Origin of the sequence: Bdellovibrio sp. HCB274, from assembly GCF_047306075.1 — a bacterium.
GTDB lineage: Bacteria > Bdellovibrionota > Bdellovibrionia > Bdellovibrionales > Bdellovibrionaceae > Bdellovibrio.
The window spans coordinates 1,340,236-1,353,667 of sequence record NZ_CP178623.1 but is presented as its reverse complement, the minus strand read 5'-3'; the positions used below and the strand labels follow the sequence as shown (position 1 = coordinate 1,353,667).

7 protein-coding genes are annotated in these 13,432 nt (G+C 46.8%); 4 read left to right on the top strand and 3 right to left on the bottom strand.

Annotated elements, in window-relative coordinates:
- Entirely contained in the window at positions 1-831 is an 831-nt protein-coding gene (locus ACLWNV_RS06620) for a S1 RNA-binding domain-containing protein (RefSeq protein WP_413587143.1), read from the bottom strand.
- Positions 832-841: 10 nt separating this feature from the next.
- A complete protein-coding gene (locus ACLWNV_RS06615; protein ID WP_413587142.1) occupies positions 842-1,864 on the bottom strand; it encodes a lipoate--protein ligase in 1,023 nt (340 codons plus the stop codon).
- Between the two features lie 175 nt (positions 1,865-2,039).
- Here ACLWNV_RS06615 and ACLWNV_RS06610 point away from each other — a divergent pair, with 175 nt between their 5' ends.
- From ACLWNV_RS06610 to dbpA, 3 genes are read left to right on the top strand one after another with little or no spacing between them, the layout of a single operon-like run.
- Complete coding sequence (locus ACLWNV_RS06610) at positions 2,040-3,257, top strand: hypothetical protein (RefSeq protein ID WP_413587141.1); 1,218 nt, start codon at positions 2,040-2,042, stop codon at positions 3,255-3,257.
- Positions 3,258-3,265: 8 nt separating this feature from the next.
- The gene (locus ACLWNV_RS06605) at positions 3,266-5,830 is read left to right on the top strand and encodes a hypothetical protein (protein ID WP_413587140.1); all 2,565 of its coding nucleotides are present in this window, start codon (positions 3,266-3,268) and stop codon (positions 5,828-5,830) included.
- Between the two features lie 48 nt (positions 5,831-5,878).
- Complete coding sequence (gene dbpA, locus ACLWNV_RS06600) at positions 5,879-7,276, top strand: ATP-dependent RNA helicase DbpA (protein WP_413587139.1); 1,398 nt, start codon at positions 5,879-5,881, stop codon at positions 7,274-7,276.
- A gap of 62 nt (positions 7,277-7,338) precedes the next feature.
- On the opposite strand, the gene ACLWNV_RS06595 is transcribed toward dbpA, so the two are convergent.
- Positions 7,339-11,334 (bottom strand): DEAD/DEAH box helicase, encoded by a 3,996-nt coding sequence (locus ACLWNV_RS06595; protein WP_413587138.1) that lies wholly within the window; start codon positions 11,332-11,334, stop codon positions 7,339-7,341.
- 129 nt (positions 11,335-11,463) lie between these two features.
- Here ACLWNV_RS06595 and ACLWNV_RS06590 point away from each other — a divergent pair, with 129 nt between their 5' ends.
- Complete coding sequence (locus ACLWNV_RS06590; protein WP_413587137.1) at positions 11,464-13,428, top strand: alkyl/aryl-sulfatase; 1,965 nt, start codon at positions 11,464-11,466, stop codon at positions 13,426-13,428.
- The last annotated feature ends 4 nt before the right edge of the window (positions 13,429-13,432 follow it).

Sequence of the window (13,432 nt, the reverse complement as noted above, 5' to 3'; positions counted from 1 at the left end):
TTACTTATTCAGGTAAATGCCGTCGTCCTTAACGGTGATCACGCGTTTTTTGTACAGATCGCCCAAAGCCATTTTATATTTTTTCTTACTGACGCCGAACATCTCGTAAATGAGTTCGGCGGAAGTCTTATCGTTGATCGGCAGGAAGCCGCCCTCTTCGCGCAGACGTTCCAAAATCAACGGTCCGATGTCTTCAGAGCTCTGATGCCCCAGCTTTTGCAGGCTTAAATCAATTTTGCCATCCTCGCGAACTTTTTTGATATAGCCCTTTAACTTTTGGCCATGCACCAGTCGGTCGAAAATCTCATTGGTATAAATCATTCCCCAATGAAGACCATTGATGATCGCTTTAAATCCCAAGTCAGTTTGTGCCGCAATGAAAAGGTCCACTTGCTGGCCCTCTTTGTAGTCGCCAGGCTCTTTGGAAATATAACGATCCAAGCGCATCGAGGAAGAAATACGATCTGACTTATCCAGGTATAAATAAACCACAACGGCCTGGCCTTCGCGCAAATTGCGGGTTTGCTCCGAATACGGAAGAAACAGATCCTTACCCAATCCCCAATCCAGGAATGCGCCGACGTTTTCAACCGACTTCACCATCAGATGGGCAAACTCGCCCACCATGGCTTTTGGCTTTTCTGTGGTAGCAACCAGACGATCTTCTGAATCAAAATGTACAAACACTTCGATTTCGTCCCCTGCATTCATGTCGTCACTGACATAGCGACGTGGTAAAAGGATTTCACCGTCATCGCCACCATCCAGAAACATTCCGAATTCAGCTCTTTTAACGGACTTCAATTTATTCATACGACCAATTTCAACCATGGCGACTTCCCTACACTTCGATGTTTTTAACAAGCCACGATTCCAATTCGTTGATTTGTGGCTCAAGGTCAGGGAACTTCTGAACAACTTCGGCAAATACTGCCTTCACACTGTCCCCGTTATAGTGTTGTCCAACCAGGGTCTGCTGCAGATTTTCAATCAATGCAGGATACAGACAGTCGGTATAGATTTTTAAATCCTGAATGACGGCGTCCTTAACCACGAAATGGAAATCAAAGAATCCCAAGGTCAGGTACTCATCCATTTTGTGAGTGAATTCGAGCGTTGAACCGTACAACCAGTCCCAGGAAGCAAGTCGCTCGTACTGTTCTTTCAGTTCCTGGATTTTCGGCAGACTCTCCATGCTAAGCATGATGATCTCCGCTTTGGCTCCGTAAAACTTTTCAAACGAGCGCACCAAGGCTTCAACGACTTTGTCGTGGTTGATGTCCTTATTGATTTCGTTAAGGTTCGTGACCCGTGCGCGCACGGATTCTTTACCCTTGGATTGCAGCTTCTTGGGATTCGGAGTCAGGTAATTGCCAAGTCTGGTTAGGTCTGCGTGCAACAGCAAAGTCCCATGATGAAATGCCCGGTCTTTTTTTTCGCGGTAAGCACTGCCACTGAATTTGCGGGGGCCATCGTGAAACGGCACCATCAGATCATTACGGCCTGAGGCCTCGCCTTCGATTCCGAATTCCTTCAGAGCATCGAAAATGATCTGTACATTGTTTTCGCGGCGATAGCCTTCTTTGGGAGATAGAAAAGTGAAGTTGGTATTACCCAGGTCGTGAAAAACTGCTCCACCACCAGTTGTTCTGCGCGCCAGATGAACCTGGTCATTCTTCATTTGCGCCAGATTGCATTCCGACCAGGGATTCTGATTGCGACCGATGACGACGGTTTCTTCGTTTCTCCACAAAAACATAACCTGACTGGATGGATCCAGGTTATGGAAAATCCATTCTTCTGTCGCCAGATTTAAATGGGGATGAAAGCTGTCTGAAAGGAATACCTTCAATGTTGTGGTCATAGTGCCGGCACTCTAGCAGAAATCTGGATTTTTTACCACCGTATCGAGCACTTGCAGTGAACGAGCTGGATTACAAAGAAATCGTTAACAAACCCACTAGGATATTTATTCAAATACGAGACTTTTTTACGCATATCGGCTATAAGACTCTGAACGAAAAACTCGCGGAGAAAACGTGAAAGCAGTCGTACTGATTCTGATAGCCAGTAGCTTCCTTTTTAGCGCCAAACGCTCATGGGCCCTGCTATCCACCGAGACTCTTCCGGCGGGAATCAGCAGTCCATCCTTCCGCTATGGGAATTTGGATGGGATCAGTGAAAGATATACAGAGGACGGAACCCTGGTCAAATTGGGGGACTATAAATCCGTTAACTTCGACGCTCAGACCCTACAAAAATTCAATGCCGATGCCCAAAAGCTTATAAACGCCTTGAACAAATTCGGCGGAGCAAAGCTTGGTGACAAACTGAATCTGGGTGTTTTGCGGGTCGAAACCAAACCCCATGTGAACTACATTGCACCCGTCTTTGCTCACGGGATCACAGCGAAGTGGACCCTGGGAATGGGTGTTCCGTTTGTGCACTACACCAACAAACTTTCCCTGTCTCAGCAGTTCTCGAATACTGAATATTACCGTAAGCAATTTTCTGGAATCAATCCGGAGTTGGATCAGGCACTGGCGACAGATCTTGGAAATGCCACTAACGAGACTCTTGCGCAAAAGGGTTATAAAAAACTGACGGATCAGAATGAATCCTTTGTTGGCGATGTTCAGCTGGTCAGCGTTTATAAGTTTTTTGATAACACCAAAACTGCTTTGATCTATCAGGCACAAGTGAACTTACCCACGGGACCTGAATACGATTGCGATAATCTTGCGGCGCTAAATAATTTCGGTCGCACCAATGTGAATAACACTATCGCTTATTCTTATAAGTTTTCAAAATTCACCGCGGTGCCTTTTGCGTCTTACATCATAAATGTTCCCGATCAAATCACTGAACGTGTTCCCTCAAATCCCGATGACACTCTTCCAGATGCAGCCAACAAAGAACGCATTCAGCGTCAGATTGGCAACTCAGCAATCGCAGGTGGAAACTTGTTTTACGACTGGAATGATCAGTTGAGTTTTGGAACCGGCTACGAGTTTGCGAACAAAGAAGCCGACGCGTTTCAGGGCGCGCGCGGTTTGCGCTATGATCTGCTTTCCCGAAACACGCAGTCCAACTATCACAAAGTGAAAGCACAGATTATTTACTCTACTGTGAGTTCTTATTTTAAAAAGAAATCTTTGCTTCCAATGATTGCATCGTTGGAAATTTCTGACTACGCTTACGGTGTCAATGTCGAACGTCAACTGGCTCAGGAATTAAACCTGATGCTTTTCTTCTAGGAGGTCGTATGAAAAAAACATTACGTATAGTTTTATCAACGACCCTGCTTTTGACGGCGTGTGCTCCCAAGGTACAATCTCCGAATTTAGGTGGAGGCGTTCAGTCCTTTGGACCTCGCTATTCGGATGTGAATTTGCGTGAACGACTGCGCGAATCAGATGTAAGCAAGCTTGATTTGAATTGGACCGGGGAAGTTTCGACTTCCAACTTTTTCCGACAGGCACAGAATGTTTATAATCTGGGAGTTCTGACTCAGAACTCGAAACTTCGTGATAAGGGTATTACCTGGATCAAGAAGTTTTATGCGCAACCCAAGACGGCTTCCTACCAGGCTTTAGCGCAAGCTCCCTACGCGGCATTGGCAACAGCGCAAACCAAAGTTGAAGTGACGGAAACTCTGGATGCAGTTCTTGTCGATCTGGTTAAGGCAAAATCAGTAGTTCGCGCCCACTTGTTGAAAATGGCCCAGGCATATCCGTGGGCGACTCGTCCCGTTCGTGTGGATGTATTGATCAAGCAAGTAGAGTATTTTACGGAACACTTCCTGGGACAACTTCACTTGTTGGGGCTTACTCCCCCTGTCGAGGAAGGTCTGCATTCTGAGATCACTTTGCAAACCAAGCCCTACTTTGCCAAAATCGCTGATTTCACGGAAAAGTTTTATAGCTCCACAAATTTCTATTTCAATCTAACGCTGATTAAGAACCTGATCACTGATTTCGAAGTGGAATTGGATCAGGAAATGGCCCGCCAACTGAACCAAGGCATGATGGTCGGTCAGGGAGTCGAACGCATTCGTGATTCCCAGGGCGCCCTGACGGTGTTGGTCGATGTTTGGAAAATGCTGACTCCCGACGAGCGCACGGAATATTTCAAGCCCGCCAATGATGACCTTTACAGTTTCTTGCGCCGCCAGGATGACAAGGAATTGCAATGCCTGCGCACTCCCGGTTGCAGCGGTGGTATTATTGACGGTATCGCCAAAAAAGTCTTCATCCTGCCTAAAATCGAAAAATTCGGCGTGATGAAGATCCGTACCCTTTTGAACGATGCTGCCCGTACCTATCTGGTTACTTTTGTCGAACAATTCGCGCTGAACTTCATTCGCGATATTCCTGCTATGTTTGCTGATAATATCGATACTGGTATCGATAAAAAATCCGTACAACTGCGTGAGGTGCAAAATAATTACGAGCCTTACGTCCGTAAACTTTTGCAGACCTGGTCACAGAAGAAACTGACTAAGTACGATGGCATGGTGGCGGGTTTTGAAACTCCGACTGTGCAACTGAATCTTTCCAAAGGTGCGCCGATGGCTATTGCAAGCCTGGGCTCACCTGCGACCCTGCAAGCCAATACGGCAGGCTCGTCCATTATGGCCCGCTCGCTTTTGATGGAAAATACGACTGATGCAGATTTGGGTTTGCAGACAGCACTTTCCCAGGTCAATAAGCTGATTACCATTGGTGGGTATCGTGACATTAACGACCGTCTGGTTCCGGCGTTGCTTTCTCCGGTTGAAAAAACCAAACAGCCCCTGGATCTGATGCGCCTGTCGGAAACGACATTTTCTTATCGCATTCCTGATAAAGTGACTTTGCAGGATCCTTTCCACGTGAACCCGGGGATGGATTACGCCAAGGATTTTTCGGCTGCCTATTTTGCAGAACAAATCGAAGGTCTTAGCCACATGCTTAAGATCACTGCCGACTGGAAGGTCAGCAGCTTTGATAAGCATTTAAGCTCGATCACCGCGCAAGAACTGGTGCCTCATCTGAACTCTCCTGAGTTAAAACGCACCCTGTTCCCGAAAGATATGTTCTTTGCTTTGAACGTCGGCGATATCGCAGTTCTTTTAAAAGACATCACAAAAAAAGCCACACCGGTTTTCCTGGTGACTTTGGATAACAATATCATCTGGGCTGACCAGTACGCGACCAGCAGCGAAACTGCCATCATGGGTGGAATCGTTGATATGAAGGACGGCGTAAAGTCCAACATCGTACGCTCTGTCGACGTTTCTAAATTCCTATTATCTTTGGTCGAATTCCTAAATGCTACCGACGGAGTGGAAAAAACCAAGTCCACTATTTTGACGGAAAAAGATGAATCGGGCCGCTCTAACCTGGATGAACTGGTTGAGGGACGTAAAGATATCAAGCTTTTGATTTTGTCGTTGGCTAATTTTATTTCCAATCAACTTGTGAACGATGAATCTTTGGTTCAGTCCCAGTACATTCTAAAGGAATTCAAACGCTCGAATCTGGTTCCTTATCGCGCTTACGAGCAAGCCTATGCCATTCGCGCCTTGCTTGCGGCCTGGAAGATCACGAAGATTGATGCCTATCTTTGGAGTGCCCAGGAAATCTACTATGCCATGAACAAACAGCTGTTCAGCACTGAAGAGCAGTTCTATGTAAATGGCGACGGCAGTAAACTGGATTTTCCTCAAAAAGTTGCCACTTTGGTTGCTTTAATGGAGCTGGCTCCGCATCTACCGGTTGAAAGCGTCGTGCAATTGTCAAAGATTACGAGCCCTTGGCTTCAAGCCCTCGGCAACCTTCAAAACTAGAAATTTCCCGGTAGTTCTGCTATATTGGCGGAATTCCGGGAGCTTTAATTGAATACACGAAACGCATTTTCAAACCTGAATTTGAAACCTGAGCTATTAGCCGTCGTGCAAGAGCTGGGCTTTCAAACAATGACACCTATTCAAGAGCAAAGCATCCCCGCCCTATTGACCGGCAAAGACCTTATTGGTCAGTCAAAAACTGGCAGCGGTAAAACCGCTGCCTTCATTCTTCCAATTCTGAATCAACTTGAGTTGAATCAAAAAACTGTTCAAGCGGTGATTATCTGCCCGACTCGCGAATTGGCCACTCAGGTGTTAACCGAAGTTCGCCGTTTGGGTCGAAAGCTCGTGGGCCTGCAGACAATGTCGCTCACGGGTGGTGCCCAAACCGGGCGCGAACAACAGCAGGAACTTGAAAAAGGAGTGCAGATCGTTGTCGGCACTCCGGGCCGTATTCTTGATTTAGCCAGCAAGGGGCGCCTTTTCCTGGAAGACGTAAAAACTGTTGTTCTGGATGAAGCCGATAAGATGTTTGATATGGGCTTTATCGTGGAAATTGGAAACCTGATGAAGGAGCTTCCGACACAAAGACAGACCGTGCTGTTTTCAGCCACTTTTTCAGAAGCGGTTTTAGATCTTAGTCGTCGCTATCAAAAAAATCCTGCCCGGGTCACAATTCAGGAAGCTCCTGAGTCGTTGCTAATTGAAGAGGTCACTTACGATTCTGAAGAAAGCAATAAGGCCGATAATTTGATGCGAGTTTTGCAACAGCATCAGGCTGAATCCTGCATTGTTTTCTGTAACACCAAAAACTCTGTGAATGATCTTATGAACCGTTTTTTGGATCTGAAAGCGAGTGTCACGTGCTTGCACGGAGATCTGGAACAACGCGATCGCGAACGTGTTATGGCCATGTTTAAAAATGGCAGCGCTAAAATTTTGGTGGCCACCGATGTTGCAGCCCGCGGACTTGATATCGAAAACCTGGAACTGGTTATTAACTATGATTTCCCGCTGCAACCTGAAACTTACGTTCACCGCATTGGACGAACAGGCCGCGCTGGAAAATCCGGCGTCGCGGTTACCTTGATTTCTGCTCGCGATACATTAAAGCTCATCGAAATTGAACAGATCACGGGTCGTAAGTTTCAAAAACCTGCCTTGGGTTTTAAAAACCAGTTCGGCTTAAATTGGGAGTGGAAACAATCTCCGATGCAAACCCTGATGATCTCTGGCGGACGTAAAAATAAAATCCGTCCTGGCGACATTCTGGGTGCCTTAACTGGTGCTGCCGGTGGTTTAAAAGCTGCTGATATCGGTAAGATTGAAATGCATGACACTTACTCTTATGTCGCTGTCCGATCTGACAGCGCCAACCACGCGCTGAATAGTCTTCGCAATGGCAAAATCAAAGCGCAAAAATTCCAAGTAAAAATCCTGAAATAAAAAGGTATTCCGTACCTTTCTAAAATGCGCCGCACCCCCAAAAGGTACGGCGTACCTTTTGGTTATTTGAGGCCGAGAAGGATGTCGAAGTCTTCTTTGGACAAAGCACCACTTGCGTTGCCGCCAAGGTCTGCTGCCGATTCTGCATTACCGAATAGGTTTTGAAATTTTACGCCTTTGCGGTTTTTCAGAACTTCGATTTTCTCTTCCAAGGATTCATGCATGATATAGCGGAATACCTGGACGGCTTTGCTTTGTCCCAAGCGATGCGCACGATCCGTTGCTTGATTTTCGACGGATGGATTCCACCACGGCTCCAAATGGAACACGTAGCTGGCTTTGGTCAGGTTCAGACCCACACCACCTGTTTTCAAAGTCATGACCAGCACTGCGCCGCCTTGAGTGGCATTGAATGCCGCCAGGATCTTCTGTCTTTGCGCCGTGGGAATTCCCCCGTGCAGAACAAAGACCGGAATGCCTTCAGCCTCCAGCAAACGCGCCGTGTGCTCCAGAGTTTGCAGGAACTGCGTGAATACCAGAGCACTCTCCCCCGATTCCACGATTTCATTTATGGACTCAAGCAAGGTTTCAAGCTTTGGTGGAACTTTTTCATAACGAACATTCGGTAAGCCCGCCGGATCAGAACACGCCTGACGCAAACGCAGAAGTGCTGTCAGCATTTGCAGCTGCACGCTGGCTTCACCATTCGTTGTCATCGCTTCCTGAACTTTCTGGTTATAAGAAAGAGCGATATCGCGATAGATTTCCATCTGCTTGTCTTCGAAGGCCACGCTGATTTTGGTCTCCTGCTTTTCCGGCAATTGATCCAAAATTTCTTTTTTAGTTCGGCGCAATAGCAATGGCTTGATCTTAAGTTTCAGATCTTCCATTTCCTCGCGTGTGACCATTTCGGTATTCACAAACTGACGACGGAAGTCTTCGATTTTACCCAGGCTGCCCGGAACCAGGATATCCACCAGGGAGTAGAACTCCCCGTAGTGATTTTCCATCGGTGTACCCGTCAGACAGATTTTAAACTGTGCATTTAGGGAGCGCGCCGCACTGGTTCGCTTCGTCGTGATATTCTTAAGGTTTTGCGCTTCATCGAAGATCAATGTTTTCCATCGCACTTGAGCAAGGAAATCCTCATGCTCCATCAAAAGACCATAGGTCGTGATCAGCACACAATCCTGACCGGTGAACAATTTCTTACCCAGGCGGTCGCGGTCTTTATTGGAAAACACTTCCAAAGGAAGTTCCGGGGTGAACTTTTGCACTTCGCTTTGCCAGTTGAAAATCAAACTGGATGGAACCACGATCAGAACCTGTCCCAACTGACCTTGGATTCTGAGATCTTCCAAAAAGGTCAGGGTCTGCAGGGTTTTCCCCAGACCCATATCATCCGCCAGCAAAGCACCAAGGCGCAAATTGTACAAATCCTGCAGCCACTGAACACCGTATTCCTGATACGGCTTCAATTCAGCAGACATGGTTTTTGGAAGATTGAATTTACGCGGCTCTTTACCAAGACCGTCATAAAAATCACAAATTTTCTTCCATTCGTGATCCCCGCGAATCGCAACACCGGAAGAACGCAATGCCAAAAGTTCCAAAATTTGATGGCGAGGAAGTTTGTAAACGCGCTCCCCGATTCCACCTTTGGTTTTTGTTTCAGTTTTGCCGCCCTGAAGTTTACGCCAGAAATTTTCCAACCGGCGCAGGCTTGGCATTTGTTTTTTAGGAACCAGATACAATTTACCATCGTACTCGATCACACCGCCGCCACCGAAACCTGACATCGCCTGGGCGTCAATTTCCTGACCTTTCAGGAAAAATTTAGGATTCAGTTCAAACCAATTGAAATACTTTTCAGAAGCATCACTGGTCAAAAGGAAATCCACCTGGAAGTCATCTTCGGAAAGTTCCTGAAGCATCTGCCCCTTGTAGTAGATCTTAAAGCCATGAGGCAAAAGAGACTGCAGGGATTCAATCGTATCGTGCGTGTGAGATGATTCTTTACGCACATTCGGGAATTGGAACAGCCCCGTACGCAAAGTGGGATCCTGTACCGGATCCCCATTCCAGATTTTTGACAAAAACGAAGTGCGCGATTTTTTAAATGCATCCCCGCTGGTTGTCGCAACCAGACGCTTTAACATTTCATAGATCAAACGGAACTCACGCTCGACGGCACCTTCCAGGATCACTTCACCGGATTCGGAATAGAAAGACTCGCTGGTTTTGATCGCTTGCAAAGTTTTGGTGACATAGTCATCGAAGTAAACCAGGACGTTTCGCGAACACAATTCATTCAAAGACATGTCACGGGCCAGAACCACACCTGTTCCGCTGACCAAAATCGCCTGAATGTTTTCCTGAAGCATTTTAAATATCTCGTCTTCTTCGACGATACGACCATCCGTTAGTTCACCGGCAAAATGCCAGTTCAAAATTTCCAGAGTCAAATACTGTAAAACACCCAAGTGACGAAGCAGTTTTAAATCCCAGTCACGTTTCCCGCGAGCGCGCGTCGCAACGTCTTTCGCATCAGCGCCCAGAAAATAAGGCAAGCCCTCAGAAAGGACATGCAGATACAATGAGGCACGAGCGGTCCAACCGGATCTTGCCAGATCCTTTTGCCCCATCACACGGGCTTCGTGTTGAAGATAGAAGCTTCCGGTTTCGTTCAGATAAATACCCATCACGCTTTGAGAAGATTCCAGGACCTTGGTTTCTCCTGTGATGTTTAATGGAATTCCGCGCGTACGCAGGTGCTTCACCATGCGCTTGGCTTCAAGCTCCCCTTCGATCTCGACACGGGGATAGTCTGTGGAACTCAGACTGAACGCCATAGCATCTTCGCTGACATCCGTCAGCACTCGAACGAATTCACTCCACTCGCGATACCAGGGATGCACAGCCAAAACACCCTCTTCAGCTTCAAACGCAAAGGATTCGAAAAATGCGAAAGGTTTTTTGCGCTCAGGACTGGTTAAAGTGAATTCCGATAAAAGCTGATCTTGTTCTTTGAAATCCACGCGCCATTCGAATTCGCGGGTCATGTCAAAATCAATGTAGCGAACTGGCAATGACTTTTGTGAGTTCTTACCCTGAAGGTATACTTCAAGCTGACCCTGATTGCATTTTGTGGCGATATTGGACAACACCACTTGCATGATCTCTTCCACTTCGCGCAAAGCCTGACTGATAAACAGATTGTCGCGCTGTAAAGTCAAAGGCCACTTGTTAAAAGCGGAATCAGGTTTACGGGGCTGCGGCAATAGGTCCTTAGGCACATTCTTGTACAAAGCATGGCGCAAAATATCGCGGCCAGAAACCTGCACACCATTGCTGAAGTTATAACGAACCATACCCGCGATGCGATTTTGTTCATTCACTTCATTGAAATAGTTTTCAGAATAAGCAGTCAATTTACGACGAAATACATCAGGCAGATTCCAAAGCGTCGGAGCCAGGCTTTCCTGCTCCTTACTGACTTCAAGTAATTTGTATGGCTTTTCAGTTTCGTTTAAAAGAGAGGTTAAAGTCTCGCCACGTAATACGGGAGCTTCCTCGATATACAAAGTTACAGACTGCAGGAAACCCGTTGTTTCCGACACACCTTCGGAACCCTGCTGACGATGCTGGCGCGGACCGCGCAGTTCTTCAGAGAGCTTTTCAATTCTTGGGTCCGCTGGAGTTCCGTCATCCTCAAGGGTCAATGCCTGCCACAAAACCACATAGGATGCCCACTGATGGGAGCAGGTGATTTTGGTGTCTCCGCGAGTTCCGCAGTTGTCACAGCGAAAATCCAAAACACCGGAAGATTCGTCCTGCAAAACTTTGACAGAACATTTGGTGTCCTCTTTACGGTCATCCATAAAGATTTTTAACTGCATGGTTCCTGATGCATTTTTTTGCATCTCATAACCATCAAAGCCACCATCCGCAATTAACTCCAGTCCCTCTGCGAATTCACGTTGTTCCCCCAGAGACACACGCTCGCTGGGATGACGCAATTGAGAGACATTTTGAAGGCTCAGGGGAGTTAAAAACACGCTTTGTCCTTTGTCAGTCGCCCCATTCTAAGGGCATCGAACATTATTGATGATTTTCGGCAGATTGTCCACCCTTCATTTCCAGTTCTTCGGCTCCTAATAAACAATTGAATCTCTAGGAGGATACACATGACTAAACGCTTGTTGCGAGGATCTCTCGCCGTTCTATTTGCGACCTCAATCAGCCAGGCAGCTGAGCTTCCCGACGGAAAAGCCACAGACCATACGAAACGGGAAAACCAGAAGTATTCGAAGCTTCTGGACTTTAATAACAAAGAGGATTTTGAATTTGCGCAGAAAGGATTTATCGCGACGCTAGATAATCCGATGATTAAAGACAAAGACGGAAACACCGTTTATAATCTTGCCGCTTTTGATTTTGTTAAGGGCGATTCCGCCCCAGATACCACCAACCCAAGCCTGTGGCGCCAATCCCAGTTGACTCGCTTGCATGGTCTTTACAAAGTCACAGACAAAATTTATCAAATCCGTGGTTTTGACCTGTCCAACATGACATTGATCGAGGGAAAAACCGGCTGGATAGTTATCGATCCACTTATTTCAAACGAAACTGCCGCCGCAGGCTTGAAACTTGCCAATGACAAATTGGGCAAGCGCCCGGTAAAAGCGGTGATCTACACTCACAGTCACATCGATCACTTCGGCGGAGCTGCGGGTGTTATCAACGAAGCAGATGCTAAATCCAAAAAAGTACAGGTTATTGCACCCGAAGGTTTCATGGAAGAGGCGGTCAGCGAAAATCTGTACGCTGGAAATGCAATGGGACGTAGAGCTGATTTTATGTACGGTAGAACCTTGCAAAATTCCCCGATCGGAAATTTAGGAACGGGTCTTGGGCCCGCAACTTCGAGAGGCACTTCAAGTCTTATTGCGCCAAATAAAATCATCTCTAAAACTGGCGAAAAAATGACCGTCGATGGTGTTGAAGTTGTTTTCCAAATGGCACCTGGGACCGAGGCCCCTTCAGAAATGCTGTTTTATTTTCCGCAAATGAAAGCCCTTTGCCTTTCTGAAGATGCGACTTCAACCATGCACAACTTATACACGTTGCGTGGAGCAAAAGTTCGCAGTCCAAATGTCTGGTCCACGGCTTTAAACACCACCCTGGATATGTTTGGCTCAAAAGCAGACGTAAGCTTCGCATCCCATCACTGGCCACGCTGGGGAAATGCTAAGGTTGTTGAGCACATCACCAAGCAACGAGACATGTACAAATTCATCAACGATCAGACATTGCGTCTGGCCAATCAGGGTTACGATGCCGAGGAGATTGCCGAGAAAATCAAACTTCCTGAGTCATTGGCCAAAGAGTTTTACAATCGTGGTTATTACGGATCTCTAAACCACAATGTAAAATCCACGTATCAGTTATATTTGGGATTCTACAATGGAAATCCCGCGACTCTTCACAGACATCCACGCACTGAAACGGCAAAGCGCTATATCTCTGCAATGGGTGGTGCAGCCAAAGTTATTAAGCTGGGGCGCGAGTCATTCGACAAAGGCGACTATCGCTGGACCGCTGAACTGGTAAATCATCTGGTTTATGCAGAACCAAACAACAAAGATGCACGAAAACTACAGGCAGCAGCTTTGGAGCAACTGGGCTTCCAAGCTGAAAGCGGACCATGGAGAGATGTTTATCTTTCCGCAGCAGCGGAACTACGCGGCAGAACAGCAGGCGAAGCAACTCCATTTGTTGATACCCGCTCGCTGCCACTGGCAATGTTAATTGATTATACAGGACTACGACTAAATCCTGACAAGGCTGCAGGCAAAACCATGAAACTTGGGTTGACGCTAAATGGTTCCAAAGAAAAGCAAACTTTAGAACTGAACAATTCCGTTCTTCACGTCAGAAAGGCAATGCCTGGTGATAAGTACGACGCCACATACTCTATGTCATCACGGGATTTTGGAGCCATCATGGGCGGCATGAAGTCGTCAGATGGAAAACTTGGTGAACTCGTTTCAATGCTCGACACTTTCGATCCGAAGTTCAATTTGATCACACCGGTCGAGGAAAAATCCGGTAAAAGAGATCAGATGGCCAGTGCCGAAACTGCAAACTAATGTC